Annotated in this window: 15 protein-coding genes and 1 other RNA gene; 1 reads left to right on the top strand and 15 read right to left on the bottom strand. The window is 38.4% G+C overall.

The window, feature by feature from the left end:
- Positions 1-86: 86 nt before the first annotated feature.
- The 15 genes from MKZ18_RS07800 to MKZ18_RS07730 form a co-directional block, all read right to left on the bottom strand.
- The gene (locus MKZ18_RS07800) at positions 87-272 is read right to left on the bottom strand and encodes a hypothetical protein (RefSeq protein ID WP_025909372.1); all 186 of its coding nucleotides are present in this window, start codon (positions 270-272) and stop codon (positions 87-89) included.
- A gap of 287 nt (positions 273-559) precedes the next feature.
- The gene (locus MKZ18_RS07795) at positions 560-709 is read right to left on the bottom strand and encodes a hypothetical protein (RefSeq protein WP_225001664.1); all 150 of its coding nucleotides are present in this window, start codon (positions 707-709) and stop codon (positions 560-562) included.
- A gap of 90 nt (positions 710-799) precedes the next feature.
- Positions 800-1,945 carry a THUMP domain-containing class I SAM-dependent RNA methyltransferase gene (locus tag MKZ18_RS07790; RefSeq protein WP_061785354.1) on the bottom strand — a complete coding sequence of 382 codons (1,146 nt, stop codon included), beginning with the start codon at positions 1,943-1,945 and terminating at the stop codon, positions 800-802.
- A 165-nt stretch (positions 1,946-2,110) separates the two neighbouring features.
- The gene (locus MKZ18_RS07785; protein WP_025909370.1) at positions 2,111-3,775 is read right to left on the bottom strand and encodes a glycoside hydrolase family 13 protein; all 1,665 of its coding nucleotides are present in this window, start codon (positions 3,773-3,775) and stop codon (positions 2,111-2,113) included.
- 137 nt (positions 3,776-3,912) lie between these two features.
- Positions 3,913-4,539, bottom strand: a complete 627-nt coding sequence (locus MKZ18_RS07780) for a response regulator (RefSeq protein ID WP_025909369.1) — start codon at positions 4,537-4,539, stop codon at positions 3,913-3,915.
- A gap of 22 nt (positions 4,540-4,561) precedes the next feature.
- Entirely contained in the window at positions 4,562-5,590 is a 1,029-nt protein-coding gene (locus MKZ18_RS07775; RefSeq protein ID WP_340842591.1) for a sensor histidine kinase, read from the bottom strand.
- Positions 5,587-6,303 carry a cell wall-active antibiotics response protein LiaF gene (liaF, locus tag MKZ18_RS07770; RefSeq protein WP_061785356.1) on the bottom strand — a complete coding sequence of 239 codons (717 nt, stop codon included), beginning with the start codon at positions 6,301-6,303 and terminating at the stop codon, positions 5,587-5,589. Before liaF ends, MKZ18_RS07775 begins: the two co-directional genes overlap by 4 nt.
- 123 nt (positions 6,304-6,426) lie before the next feature.
- Positions 6,427-7,050 (bottom strand): PspA/IM30 family protein, encoded by a 624-nt coding sequence (locus tag MKZ18_RS07765; protein WP_061785357.1) that lies wholly within the window; start codon positions 7,048-7,050, stop codon positions 6,427-6,429.
- A gap of 12 nt (positions 7,051-7,062) precedes the next feature.
- Positions 7,063-7,416, bottom strand: coding sequence for a lmo0954 family membrane protein (locus MKZ18_RS07760; protein WP_224840119.1), 354 nt, complete (start codon positions 7,414-7,416; stop codon positions 7,063-7,065).
- 191 nt (positions 7,417-7,607) lie between these two features.
- Positions 7,608-7,990, bottom strand: an RNA gene (rnpB, locus tag MKZ18_RS07755) — RNase P RNA component class B.
- 68 nt (positions 7,991-8,058) lie between these two features.
- Positions 8,059-8,394, bottom strand: a complete 336-nt coding sequence (gene gpsB / locus MKZ18_RS07750; RefSeq protein WP_025909364.1) for a cell division regulator GpsB — start codon at positions 8,392-8,394, stop codon at positions 8,059-8,061.
- A gap of 103 nt (positions 8,395-8,497) precedes the next feature.
- Positions 8,498-9,049 (bottom strand): DUF1273 domain-containing protein, encoded by a 552-nt coding sequence (locus tag MKZ18_RS07745; protein WP_025909363.1) that lies wholly within the window; start codon positions 9,047-9,049, stop codon positions 8,498-8,500.
- 72 nt (positions 9,050-9,121) lie between these two features.
- On the bottom strand, positions 9,122-9,508 hold the full coding sequence (locus MKZ18_RS07740) for a spore coat protein (RefSeq protein WP_061785359.1): 387 nt from the start codon (positions 9,506-9,508) through the stop codon (positions 9,122-9,124).
- Positions 9,509-9,859: 351 nt separating this feature from the next.
- On the bottom strand, positions 9,860-11,116 hold the full coding sequence (locus MKZ18_RS07735; protein WP_025909361.1) for a ribonuclease H-like domain-containing protein: 1,257 nt from the start codon (positions 11,114-11,116) through the stop codon (positions 9,860-9,862).
- 9 nt (positions 11,117-11,125) lie between these two features.
- Positions 11,126-13,396: a DEAD/DEAH box helicase gene (locus MKZ18_RS07730; protein ID WP_025909360.1), complete on the bottom strand. Its 2,271-nt coding sequence runs from the start codon at positions 13,394-13,396 to the stop codon at positions 11,126-11,128.
- 107 nt (positions 13,397-13,503) lie between these two features.
- Between MKZ18_RS07730 and MKZ18_RS07725 the strand changes: the two genes are divergently transcribed.
- On the top strand, positions 13,504-13,755 hold the full coding sequence (locus MKZ18_RS07725; protein WP_025909359.1) for a hypothetical protein: 252 nt from the start codon (positions 13,504-13,506) through the stop codon (positions 13,753-13,755).
- The last annotated feature ends 21 nt before the right edge of the window (positions 13,756-13,776 follow it).

Below are 13,776 nucleotides of genomic sequence, written 5' to 3'. Positions count from 1 at the left end.
AATATCTATTCTAGTGTCGTAAACAATAAAAAGCTCTGCAAAAGCAGAGCATAAGGTATTAGTATCATATATAAGAGCTATTCGCATTAAGAAAGTGGGCGAAAACAAGAGTCCGTGGATGAAATAAAATTTAAAGCAGCCTCATATTCAGCTTTAGCTTGCTCAAACTGATTCAAAAGATCTGGAGAAAGTTCTCCTCCTTGCTGTATATGATGATAGCTATTTTCTAACGCTTGACGAATTATTAAGAAATGCTCGTTTGGTCGGACCATTTCCAACACTCTCCTTCTCTCTATAAAAATAGTTATAAGCTTATTGTATACAGAAACCGTTTCATTTATTCATAGAAAAAATGTCAGATAGAGATGAACTTTCTTTACTGAATATGACATCTGGCGCAGTAAAATAAAGAAGATCCATCACGGTGATGGATCTTCCTTATTAGCTTTTTCAACGATAAAATACTGAAATCCATACATCAGTACAGCTTTGAAAAGAAAAATGCTGAGAAGTTGCGGCTTTTTAATCGTTCCAAATCGAAACATCTTCAGCTTCTTTGTCATAAAACAAAAAGCCAATCGGTAATTAAATTCAACAGCATATATAGGCCAAAGCGTCCGTATGTAAGCCTCATAATCCAAAAAGAGCCTGGAATGAAAGGGCCCAAAACAAGTGCCACTTCTCCTGTAAGATAGCGTAAAGGAGGCATTGGAAAGGACCACCATTTGAATTTTTTAGCTACAAAGCTTTCCATAAAAAATACACATGCTAAAACTTGAGCATGTGTATTTTAATTAGATTAATTTGTTTTGCGAGGTGGACGTGGTCCCCAATATTGATAATAGTCGGTTTTGATAAATCCGTTAAAGAGTTTACGCTTTTTAGTCGCGGGCTTGCCGTAATACTGTTCAAACTGCTCATGGGATGTAAGCATGAAAACAGACCACGTATCAAGCTTAGCAAATGCATCGCCCATTTCTGCATACATTGCTTCAACAGAAGGTCGATCACTTAAACGCTCTCCATACGGTGGGTTTCCAACAATAATCCCGTATTCCTTTGGAGTCGTGAAGTCACGCACCTGCATTTGTTTAAATTGGATCAAGTCTCCGAGACCAGCTTCAAATGCGTTTTGCTGCGCTACTTTTATCATACGGTGATCGATATCATGGCCAGCGATATCTAAATCTTGATCATAGTTTGCTAATTCCTCTGCCTCATCACGTGCTTTATCCCAAATCTCTTGAGACATCCAAGGCCACTCTTCTGAAATAAAGTCACGATTGAAGCCAGGTGCAATATTTTGACCAATTAGAGCTGCTTCAATCGCAATCGTTCCTGAACCACAAAATGCATCAACAAACGGTCGATCAGGATTCCAAGGCGTCAGCATAACCAGTGCTGCAGCTAACGTTTCTTTTAACGGTGCCTCACCTTGTCCAACGCGGTAACCGCGCTTGTGCAAACCTGCTCCACTCGTATCGATTGTGATTGTTGCAATATCTTTTAACAGCGCTACTTCAATTTTAAACGTCGCGCCTTTTTCTTCAAGCCAGCCTGTTGTGATATTATGATGCTTTTTCATTTTATCAACAATGGCTTTTTTCACGATACTTTGGCAATCAGATACGCTAAACAGCTTCGATTTCACTGATTTACCCGACACAGGGAACTGAGCATCTACGGGTAAATAGCGTCCCCAATCAAGCGCTTTTGTTTTTTCAAATAATTCATCAAATGTACGCGCTTTAAATTGACCAACTTCAATTTTCACGCGGTCTGCTGTGCGCAGCCATAGATTTGCTCTCGCAATTGCTAGCTCATCGCCTTCGAAGATTACTTTTCCATTATCTACTTCACATTCATAGCCTAATGCACGAACCTCTTTTGCTACAAGTGATTCAATTCCCATTGCAGCGGTTGCAATAATTTTATATTTTGTCATTTTTCAACCTCATTTTACTGTCTAATAATGAATACTACGTGTAAAAGTACCATATCCACTTGCGGTAGTCAAAAGCTTTCAAAAAGAAAATGCTTAAACTCACTAAAAAAGGCTCACATATGTGAGCCTCAAAATAAGCGCAATCGTTTGCACTAACCTTTGTTATCAAACAAAATAAACACGCGTTTCATATGGCCGTAATGTAAACTCTTGAACCGTCTCTTCTGTTGCTACTTGATAATTGTGAATAAGCAGCTCTTCTTCATTAGTTTTTACTTCTTTTGGCAACTTAAACTCTTGCTCTTTAGAAGATACGTTGCAAATAATAATTGCTTTTTTATCATCTAGCGTACGCGTATATGCATAAATTGCTGGATGATTTTCTAGCAACAAGTCATACGTTCCGTAGACAAATACTTCATGCTGTTTACGTAACGTTATAAGCTTCTTGTAAAAATTTAAAATCGATTCCTCGTCTGACAGCTGCTGCTCCACGTTAATGTCAACATAGTTTGGATTCACTTTCATCCAAGGTGTTCCTGTTGAAAAACCAGCATTTTTCGTACGATCCCACTGCATCGGTGTACGTGAATTATCACGACCTGTTTCCCAAATCACTTTCATGATTTCTTCATGACTCTGACCTTTTTCACGTTGAATACGATAGTAATTCACCATACCGACATCATTATAATCTTCAATGCTGTTAAACTTTACGTTTGTCATTCCTAACTCTTGGCCCTGATAGATAAAAGGTGTGCCCTGCATTAAGAAATAAAGTGCAGCTAAGCATTTTGCGCTTTCTTCACGGTATTTCATACTACCGAATTTATTAATAGAACGAATATGGTCGTGGTTCTCAAGATAAAGTGCATTCCAACCACCAATTTGAGCTAAGCCTTTTTGCCAATTCGTTAAAATTGTTTTGAACTCAACTAAATCCAGAGGTTCACTTTCCCCTTTGTCCCACAGTCCCATATGTTCAAATTGAAAAATCATATCGAATTTACCGTTTTTAGCGCCTACCCATTCGTCAGCATCGTCCCACGTAACGCCATTTGCTTCACCAACTGTCATAATATCGTATTTAGCAAATGTCTCTTCTTTTAATTCTGATAAATGCTCTTGAATACCAGGACGATTCATATGGCCCTCAAACGAAGGTACATAATCTAACCCTTCTGGATTTGGTAGGTCTGGAAAACCAGGCACTTTTTTAATATGTGAAATAGCATCTACTCGGAATCCATCAATTCCTTTATCCAACCACCAATTCACCATATTATATAGCTCTTGTCGAACCGCTTTGTTTTCCCAATTTAGGTCGGGCTGTTTCTTTGAAAACACGTGCAAATAATATTCTTTCGTCTCGTCATCAAACTCCCAAGCAGAACCATTGAAAATGGACTCCCAATTGTTTGGTTCATTGCCATCATTACCTTCATGCCAAATGTAATAGTCACGATACGGATTATCTTTTGAAGAACGCGCTTCAACAAACCAAGGATGCTCATCAGATGTATGATTAATAACTAAGTCCATAATTAATTTCATATCTCGTTTATGAACTTCCTCTAACAGTTCATCAAAATCTGCCATGGTACCAAAATCACTCATAATATCTTGATAGTCACTAATATCATAACCATTATCGTCATTTGGTGATTGATAAATTGGACAAATCCAAATAACATCAATCCCGAGATCTTTTAAATAATCAAGCTTTGAAATGACGCCCTGAATATCACCAATTCCATCTCCGTTTGAATCTTTAAAGCTACGTGGATAGATTTGATACGCTACGGCTTCCTTCCACCATTTCTTTTCCATTTGTTCAACTCCTCACAACATTCCCTACAAGTAAGCGCTAGCATATAAAGCGCTACCATCATTTTATACTGAAATGCAATAAAAAAACAGCTATTTTATAAAAAAAAGAAGCGAAGGTTTCAAGAAGACCTTCGCTTTTATTTAATTAACTTATGTTGAAAAGCATAGATAACCGCTTGCGTACGATCTTGCACATCGAGCTTGCTTAGTAAATTGCTCACATGAGTTTTAACCGTTTTTAAAGCAATGAATAGCTCATCGGCAATTTCTTGATTTGTTTTACCCTGTGCCATAAGCAAAAGGATTTCCATTTCACGTCCTGTCAACAGCTCGTGCGGAGAAGATGGGCGACGCATTCTCGTCATCATTTTCCCGGTGACCTCCGGCTCAAGCACAGCTTCTCCTGCATATGTAGCGCGAATAGCTTCCGCAATTTTGCTTGCTTTAGACGTTTTTAACAGGTAGCTGGATGCTCCTGCCTCAAGTGCTGGATACACTTTTTCATCATCTAAAAAGCTCGTCACAATAATGATTTTGGCTTCACTCCAATGGTCAACAATGTGTTTTGTTGCTTCAATACCATCCATACCATCCATGACCAAATCCATTAAAATGATATCCGGACGGTGCTTTAGCGCTTTTTCTACCGCTTGCTGACCGTTAGCAGCTTCGTCGACGACGTGAATATCTGCCTGAGCAGATAAATACGCTGAAACGCCTATTCGTACCATTTCATGATCATCAACTAACAATACGTTAATCATGAGCAACTCTCCTTTCTTCAGTCTATTCGTTATGAATGAGCGGGACCTTTACTTCTAACTTCGTCCCGTGATTTGGCAAACTAACAATTTTTAAGGTAGCTCCTACTTCAACAGCTCGCTCATGCATATTTTGCAATCCATAAGAGCCTAATTTTTCCATTTCCACATCAAAACCGATACCATCGTCTTCAATACGTAGAATAACTAAGCTGTCACGCTGAACGAGCAGTACCTTCAGCATGGATGCTTTAGAATGCCTCAGTGCATTGGAAACAGATTCTTGAGCAATTCGAAATAGATGGTCTTCTACTCCTTTATCTAGTAAAAACTCTTCTACATTCCACTTAAGCTCCATCGGAACTTTTTGAGCAAGTTCTAATAAAAGTTCTGTAATGCCCTCTTGCAACGATTTTCCTTTTAATGCAGCTGGTCGCAAATGTAGTAGCAGTGCCCTCATTTCTAACTGCGATTGATTAATCATTTCTTCTACCATTTTTAACTGCTGGCTTTTCGGAGAATCTTCATCCGTTGATTCTGTTAAAGCTGACATGAGCATGGATGCGGCAAACAGTTGCTGACTCACAGAATCATGAAGCTCACGAGCTAATCGATTTCGCTCTTGCACAATGACTTCTTGAACTCGCTTTTGCTGATCTTCCACTTTTTCATTAACCATTTTTTGCGATTGTTCAACCTGCTGGCTCATTAAGCGTTGAACTTCTTTTACATTAGATAAAATACCTTCTACTTCTTGAACCGTTGTTTTATCATTTCGATCTTGATATTGACGGTTTTTCATCTCACGCAATCGATTCTCAATCACTTCAAGCTGTTGCCTCCAAAGCAATCCAGAAACGCCTCCAAAAATTGCTCCTATCGTTAGACTACTCGTGATGGAGAAAAGAATAAAAGGAACGTCAAACACTTCTCGTTCCCATAGCTCTGTAAACCGTTGGATAGGAAACGCCATAAACACGCTAATTATCATTGTAATAAACGTTGTAAAGGCTATCGTGATTCCCCATAGTAACTGGCGCTGAATAACGCTCATATTCGCTTCACCTCTAAACTTCCAACGCCCATTGAAATCATTACTTTTATTTTTTGTGATGCCTCATCAAATTCTGGCGTTTTCATATACACGTTTTGAAGTGGCGCAAAAGATTGCGCATGATCAAAGATTGTAACTGCTCCAGCCATAGAAGAATGATTAACCGAAATTTCTGTTTCGTATGGAATAAAAATGGTCACGTTACCCGCTAGTTGTCGAATAAAAATAACCGATTCACCCTTTGGAAGCACGGTGTAGCTAAGATCAATTACCACATCGCTCCACACATTTTGAATATTAATGTCACTCCATTCGTAAACGGTTTCGTCTGTTCGCTGTCGCGATATAAATGAATTTTTCAACAGCTGCCTTTGCGCTCGCAGGGATTCTCGACTTTCTGTTAAAGGCGTAATATATACCGGTTCTTTTTTAGACTTAACAAAATGAAATAAATAATAGAAAAAAATTGCAATGACCAAAAACTGAAATGCGACTGTATTAACTAAATTTAAAATCGCACCAATGATTCCTATCCAAAATAAGATTTTACCTGAGCGCCTTGGTAGACGTTTTCGCCCTATATAGATAAAAGCACCAGCAACGAGGAGTGCAAAAATAAACCCGCTATGAAAAAAGACAACTTCAACAAATAAAATAAATAGAGCTGTAATGATTATTAGATTGAAGTATCCATTGTCTACAATTCTTTTCATGCCGTTCTCCTCCTTTCGCTTTGCAGGCATTTCCTCTTGATGAAAAAGGCGTAGCTACTACTACGCCCTTTTTAGAATATCACGTTTTGTCTATGAAATTACATTTTTTCATCCTAATTAACCTTATTTTGCTTCTTTTTGTAAAGCTGCAATTTTGCTGTCAATTGTTTGACGATAATAATCGGTATTAATTTGATTTTCTAATTGATCAATATAGTTTTCGATATCCGAAAACTTAGAATATTCACTTGATGCTAGTTCATCATTGTTTAAAACAGTGTTCATTCGATGATTTGCTCGCGCAACGTTTTCACGCCCCATCAGTTCCATTCGGCGAATATGCATATCCTTCAGCTTGTGCTTCATTTCTTCATATTTACGCTCTAATTCATCAAGCTGCTTGGTGACGTGCTGAACCGATATGTTCAAGCGTTCTGTACGCTCTTCATATTGAGCATGCTCTTTTTGAACAAATTCATACAGCTCATTTTCTTGAGCTTGCAGAGCTACTTCCGCTTGCTGCTGGCGCTTTTCTTTCATTGCCGATGCTAGCTTATATTCACGCACAAGCTGTTCTTTTAATAGGTGCTGACGTTCCACCAACTTTCGAACTCGTTCTGTTTCTTCTTCGCATTGGCGCAAATAGTAATTCAAAGCTGCAATTGGGTTTTTTTGTTGCTTTTGGTCAAGCATATTGTGCAAGTCCGATGAGATTGATTCTTTCATACGTGTAAAAATATTTTTCATAACGTTCACTCCTTAATAAGATTGTTTATTTAATTCTGTCCATTGGTTTTCAAAGTTTTGAAATGGATCCTCTGTTTTAATTTCTTTCACGTCATTATCGTTCCACTTGGTGTATACAAAGTAAAGCGCAATGGCTGCTAAGATACCGAAAAATGCTGGTACGTTAGCAATCATGCTCAAGATAACAATCACACCAAGTACTGCAAAAGCTGCTTTCTTAAATGAAGATGTTGCTTTTACTACCTGCTTCCATACACCATATAAAATGACAAGCCCTAGTAGCATTAGCATCATCGGTCCTAAATTAGCAATAAGCACAACCGCTGCTATTAGGCCCAGAATAAATAGTCCAAATTTTTTCATCATGTTGCCTCCTTTCTTTTTCTATTCTCATCTTACCTACAATTCTTTCTTTCCAAAACGAGCTTAAGCTTGATTTCCATCTAAGACCTGAGGCTTAGTACAGAAAAAAGCACACAAAAAAAGCTCTTCATGATATGAAGAGCTGGTGCGAATATATTTGGTTAACAACTAATGTCGACTGCTGTTCAATAGCGTTCTGTAAGCCATGTTTTGTTCCTTTGTACTACAAGCGGCTAGCTACCTCGTACTCCGGTGGTAATTATCTATCTACAAAATGCGTGCATTTTGTCCTTCCCTCTGTTCAATTCCTTTGGGAAAGTTCCCCTACCATTATTTGGGTTTCTCGCTCGTGGGGTTTACCTCGTTCCACTCTCATTATTTCTAATGAGACTTCGTCACTGTGGCACTTTCAGAGTATTCAAACCATATCCTAAGACTTAGGCTTTTTCCCCGCCGTTAGCAGTTACGCTACCCTAGCTTATGACTTCACTAGGCACGAACACTACAAGCATCTCAGCCTGTGCGAGCATGGACTTTCCTCTACATCTTCAAAGAGATGCAGCAATTACCCAAACGCTATTGATTACGACCTTTCTAATTATAATAAAAATAGGAGTTAATTGCAACTCCTATTTTTATTCTTCATCATTCGTATAGCTTGCTACCAAATACATGCTTTTCAAGATTAGACAAACGTTTTAAAATATCAAAGTTTGTCGTACCAGCCTGCTGCTGTGCTGGTGGCGGCGTATAAGACGGTGCCGTTGTAGATTGTGGACGTTTTGATAACTCTTCCACTTGCTTTTTTAAGCGTAAATTTTCTGCCTGTAGTAACTCGATTTCTTCATGAAACGCTTCATAATCTTTAATAATGGAGTCTAAATATTTATCGACTTCCTCTTGATTATAGCCTCTCATTCCTGTTTTGAACTCTTTTTCCAAAATTTCTTTTGCTGTTAAACGAATTTTATCAGCTAACATTTCAATCACCTCGAATACAATAAACCTCTTGTTTATTATAAACCATTTTTTCAGAAATAGCTCAACTTGTCAATTTATCTTGCAAAATGTTTTTCAATATTGTTTAAAAAGATGAAAACTTCTCCTCTTCAACTATATCTTGTAAATCATAGGATGTAATGGTGATAATCGGGTATTCACTCTTTTCAGCCTTATCTTGGGCTACTTTTAGCATAAATTTTGGGCTACCCTCATGCTCTTCATCATATACAAGGCAAATCCCATCGCTTTTTTCAATTAAAAATTGATTTTTCAAGCGGAACTGATTAGGACTTTCATACTTCTTTTTTGTAATGCTATCCACAAAATCAGCTTGGCTCACGATAAATTCATAAAGTTCTTTATTCGCTTCGTTCCACTTCTCTTCCTGATCTAAAAAAGGGGTTAATACACCAAGCTGTAGCTGGGGGTATTCCAGCTGCAGGTCAAATATCACTTCAGCAGCCCACAATTCTACACCGAGCTGGCCACTGATTAGGACCCATTCAAGCCCTTCTTCAATGAGCGGTACTAAACGCTTCATTACTGCTTTTTTTATGTATGAAATACCAGGGTGCTGATCATTAAAAATCCCTAATTCAAATGGTTTATACCCTGAAATTGTCAGCACTTTCATCGTGTAAGCACTCCTTTAAATATAAGAATAGGAACTGAAATATTCAGCTCCTATCAATTGATTTATTTCTTATTAAAATCTTCTTTTTGCACCTGGATATCCTGGCATCATGCCGTTTTCCATCGCTCCTGCTACTTGATTGCCTTGACCTGGCATCATACCTGGCATCATACCTGGCATTTGAGCACCAGCCACTTGGTTGGGCATTCCTGGAGACATTGCCCCACCTACTTGTGTAGGAAATTGTTGTGCACCACCAAAGAACTGTTGGCTTGTTTGTTGATTTACAACAGATTGTGTTTGTGGAAAATAGTGTACATGTTTAAAATTCGTTTGATTCACTAGCGTGTTATGGCTTGGGTGAATATGAGGTACAACTACCTCCTGATTGTTAAACTGTGTACAACATTTTGTTGGGTGCACGATTGGTGGCATGCACTTTACTGGTCTTGGATACATGATGTTTTCCCCTTTCACTGTTTAGTTATTACATTACTACAGTATGTGATAAGGGGTGTACATGTACTAATGTAAACACCTATTTTCTAAAACTACATCAAAGAAAAGTACGTGTTTTTCATGCTACTAAAAATAATTACCGTCAAACAAATAATTGCGAAAAATGATACCAAAATGACATTTTTCATATTACTTCTCTCCATCTCACCAAAGTTCTATATTTTTGATATAAATTGCTAAAACAGCAATACAATGTCTTATTTTATCAACGACTGAAAAATAGAACAATATTTAAAATAGAGAAAACTAAAATTTAACAATTTTGAATTTTCAGTAATGAATTAACAATCATTATAAGTGAGATGTATACATTTTATCTTTATATCTAACCCGATTAATCCGCTTGTATAGAGCTTCTAGTTTATCATTTTCAATGAACGTTTGACTTTCTTCCGTCAGCTGTAAGGCTTTTTCTGCATAAAATACCCCACGCTCATAGTTTTTAAACTTATGTTCATATAATTTAGCAAGCTCAACGGCTGCTTCAGTTTGAAGAAGTATTGGCGCGTTGGAAACAACATATAAAAACAGCTCTTCTGCCTTTTTAAATTGCTTGTTACGCTTATGCTCAAAAGCAATAGCTCGGATCGCTTGATACTCTTCATCACTTTTTGCATTAGCCACATCTTCATACAATGCTAACGCCTCTTGTTTTTCACCGAGCTGTTCGTACCAACGAGCGACTTCAAATTTCTCTTTCAACGTAGCTTTATGCTCAGAGAGAAGTTGCTTTGACAGGTGAATATAGAGCGTAATTAAAGAGAGGATATCTGATTCATTATGATCCATTACTTCAAATAACCCTTGAGGATTTTTGCTTTCTATGAAATCAAAATAAATCATTGGTGCTAAAAACCCTGGGACATCATTAACACGTTCAACCCCCAGCACCTCTTTTTCAACATTTGCAAGCTTAACAGAATCCATTTTATGTTTCCAAAGCCTTCTTGAAGCGTGTAGTAAATCAAAATGCCCAAACTTAGGAAGTTTCGGTAAATGGTCTCTTAATAACGTGTGTCTTGTTTTTACATGAGGCCAATCAAAAGACTTTCCGTTATAAGTGACGAGCGTTGTATAATCAACGGCTTTTAAAAAGCTTTCGTAAAACGCAACTTCACCGCTTGGCTCGGTTAACACATGCTGCCTAAATATCACTTCATCTTCTATCACCTGTGCATAGCCCAGTAAAAAGATAGTCGTTCCTGTTCCCGTACTCAACCCCGTCGTTTCTGTATCGAAGAAAAACAAATCCGACATTTTATGCCCTTTTGCAGAAAGTGGATGTGATAGGGGAGACTTATTCCATGCTTCTATCACTTTCTGTAGTTCTGAAAATGCATAATGTCCGTGACGATAGCCAATTGGATAGCGCACTTCACGAATCATGCAGTAGTTATCCTCGCTAAAATAAGGCTTAGCAAATTTTTCATTCCACTGCTGTTCATAGGCTATTCGTTGATGATTAACCGGTTCACTTTTTAAAACAGGCACTTTCTCTTCCACATGCAAATGCTTTTTCATTCGATTAAGCTTATTTTTCAACGACATTTCTTGCACCTACCTTGCTAATAATAGCTGAAGCAGTGAGAGCGCATCCTGTTTAGCATGTTCACCTTGCCCCTCTAATCCAATACAGGATGGACAGCCGCTTTCACAATGACAAGTAGCAATAAGCTGCTGCGCTTCTTCTAACACTTCTTTCATTTGTTCGTATACTTTATCACTCAGTCCAATTCCACCAGGGTATCGATCATATAAAAAGATGGTTGGCTCTTCATTATGAACGGCTTTCACTTGCGGAACAACATGTAAATCAGAAGGGTCACACATCACCATTAACGGTGCAATTGACTGAATGGTAGTAGCAACTGATAATAGAGCCTGTTCTAATCGTTCTTCTGACTCTTGGAATACTTCTTTTGAAAAACTAAGCCAAACTGCATTGGTATGCAGCTCTTCCTCAGGCAAATGAATTGGACCTGACCCAATGTTTTCATGCGTCTCAAATTTAATCTTCTTAAAAATAGTAGCCATCGCGCTTACCATTACATCTCCGTATCCCATCGTATAAGAAGGTGCTTTCGTTTCTTTATCGGCTTCCAACACTTTTAAGTTAACGGCTAAATTGGCGTCTGTAAAATAATCAGCGGTGACTTCACGTACGTATGCTTTTTTTTCATCCCAATCTAAATACTCAACTTGATATTGAATACCTTGATGTAAATAAATAGCTTCATCATGTAAAAGCGTCATGGCACTGAAACGGTCCATCTCTCCGATGACCTTTACGTTGGCGACGTCTGACTGATCAATAATAACGACATTTTCTTGTGAAGCAGATCTCAAACTGATATTGTGAGCTGGAAATGAATCGTTCATCCAATACCACTTATCACCGCTTAGGTGAATCACGCGCTCTTCTCCTAAAAACTCCAATACATCTTCAATATCCACACCGTCAAACGTTTCTCCTTGCTTAAAGGGCAGTTCATAGGAGGCACACTTTAAATGATCCACTAAGATCACTAAGTTATCAGGATTAATGCGTGCCCTTTCAGGGTTACGACTGAAGAAATATTCAGGGTTTTGAATCATATATTGATCCAGCGGGCTCGAACTAGCAACCATCACAATAACGGCTTCTCCGTGTCTGCGCCCTGCACGTCCAGCTTGTTGCCAAGCACTTGCAACTGTTCCAGGATAACCTGTCATCACACATACTTGCAGCTGCCCAATATCTACTCCAAGCTCTAGTGCATTTGTGCTGACGACCCCATAAATTTCTCCTCTACGCAGTCCCTTTTCAATTTCACGTCTCTGCTTAGGTAAGTATCCCCCCCGGTACCCTTGAATCGATTTACCTTTCAGCTGATTTTTTACAAGCTCTTGTAAATACGTTAAGATAATTTCAACCCGAACGCGACTTCGAGCAAAAACGATTGTTTGGATTTTATTCTTCAAAAACTCTCCTGCGATGTTACGAACCTCCAGCGTAGCGCTTCTCCTAATATTTAGTGGCTTATTTACGACGGGTGGGTTGTAAAAGATAAAATGTTTTTTTCCACTCGGTGCTCCGTTATTATCGACAAGCTCCACCTGCTCTCCTAAAAGATGCTCTGCAAGCTCTTTTGGATTGGCAATTGTAGCGGACGTACATATAAACACTGGGTTACTGCCATAATAGCGGCATATTCGCTTCAAGCGTCGAATAACGTTTGCTACGTGGCTTCCGAATACGCCTCGATACGTATGAAGCTCATCAATAACGATATACTTTAAATTCTCAAACAACGATACCCATTTTGTATGATGAGGCAAAATAGCAGAGTGAAGCATATCAGGATTTGTAATGACAACATGACCCGCTTTGCGCACCTTTTGACGAATATTAGCTGGCGTGTCTCCATCGTATGTGTAGCTGTTAATTGAAACGTCCATTTCTTCAATCAGTTCATTTAGCTCCGTCTTTTGGTCTTGTGCAAGAGCTTTTGTTGGAAACAAATATAGCGCACGGGACTGCTCATTTTCCATGATACTTTGAAGGACAGGAAGGTTGTAACAAAGCGTCTTTCCTGAAGCAGTAGGCGTAACGGCAACTACATTTTTCTTCTCATACGCATATGTAAAAGCTGTAGCTTGATGCGTATAAAGCGATAGAATTCCTCTCTTCTCTAATCCCGCACGTATTTTCTCATGAATTTGTGAAGGAAAAGGACTTGTTTTTGCTTCTTTTTCTTCAATTGTATGCCAATGAACGATGTTGGATTTAAACTGTTCATTCGTTTGCAACACGTTCATTACTTCTTGTAAATTTTTACGTATTTTCATCTTCATCACCTAGCTTTATTTTAACGAATTTAAGGCTTGTTTCAAATCATTAGTTTTTGTATGTTTTTTCAAAAAAGGGACATCGTAACAACTAGGAGGTGGACAACATGGGAAATCCTTATTTATGTCCAAGCTGTAAAACAAACCGAACGCGCTTTAATATCATTGAGCAAAAAGCTACGGCAGTCAAATTAGATCCTCGCTCTGGTGACGTTGTAACAGAATATACCAATGATTCACTAGATGCTTTCCATGCGCCATACCGTGGCCCAGAACGCCGCATTCAGTGCGCAGCATGTGGTTTAATTGAAGATGAATATACATTTGTAAAACACGCTGAAAGCAAGCAACTATCATAAAAAATACCGCCATAGAGGAAT

This window comes from Priestia sp. FSL W8-0001 (assembly GCF_038050335.1).
Classification (GTDB): domain Bacteria; phylum Bacillota; class Bacilli; order Bacillales; family Bacillaceae_H; genus Priestia; species Priestia flexa.
Note: the sequence above shows the minus strand (reverse complement) of the source record. Positions and strands in the feature narration are given on the sequence as shown.

Bases quoted from the DNA above. Each gene is read 5' to 3' on its own strand.
- MKZ18_RS07760 (WP_224840119.1), bottom strand. From the start codon at position 7,416: ATGATGAAAAAATTTGGACTATTTATTCTGGGCCTAATAGCAGCGGTT.
- MKZ18_RS07795 (WP_225001664.1), bottom strand. From the start codon at position 709: ATGCCTCCTTTACGCTATCTTACAGGAGAAGTGGCACTTGTTTTGGGC.
- MKZ18_RS07800 (WP_025909372.1), bottom strand. From the start codon at position 272: ATGGTCCGACCAAACGAGCATTTCTTAATAATTCGTCAAGCGTTAGAA.
- gpsB (WP_025909364.1), bottom strand. From the start codon at position 8,394: ATGTTAGCTGATAAAATTCGTTTAACAGCAAAAGAAATTTTGGAAAAA.
- liaF (WP_061785356.1), bottom strand. From the start codon at position 6,303: ATGAAAAGAATTGTAGACAATGGATACTTCAATCTAATAATCATTACA.
- MKZ18_RS07730 (WP_025909360.1), bottom strand. From the start codon at position 13,396: ATGAAAATACGTAAAAATTTACAAGAAGTAATGAACGTGTTGCAAACG.
- MKZ18_RS07790 (WP_061785354.1), bottom strand. From the start codon at position 1,945: ATGACAAAATATAAAATTATTGCAACCGCTGCAATGGGAATTGAATCA.
- MKZ18_RS07765 (WP_061785357.1), bottom strand. From the start codon at position 7,050: ATGAAAAATATTTTTACACGTATGAAAGAATCAATCTCATCGGACTTG.
- MKZ18_RS07725 (WP_025909359.1), top strand. From the start codon at position 13,504: ATGGGAAATCCTTATTTATGTCCAAGCTGTAAAACAAACCGAACGCGC.
- MKZ18_RS07785 (WP_025909370.1), bottom strand. From the start codon at position 3,775: ATGGAAAAGAAATGGTGGAAGGAAGCCGTAGCGTATCAAATCTATCCA.
- MKZ18_RS07735 (WP_025909361.1), bottom strand. From the start codon at position 11,116: ATGTCGTTGAAAAATAAGCTTAATCGAATGAAAAAGCATTTGCATGTG.
- MKZ18_RS07775 (WP_340842591.1), bottom strand. From the start codon at position 5,590: ATGAGCGTTATTCAGCGCCAGTTACTATGGGGAATCACGATAGCCTTT.
- MKZ18_RS07740 (WP_061785359.1), bottom strand. From the start codon at position 9,508: ATGTATCCAAGACCAGTAAAGTGCATGCCACCAATCGTGCACCCAACA.
- MKZ18_RS07780 (WP_025909369.1), bottom strand. From the start codon at position 4,539: ATGATTAACGTATTGTTAGTTGATGATCATGAAATGGTACGAATAGGC.
- MKZ18_RS07745 (WP_025909363.1), bottom strand. From the start codon at position 9,049: ATGAAAGTGCTGACAATTTCAGGGTATAAACCATTTGAATTAGGGATT.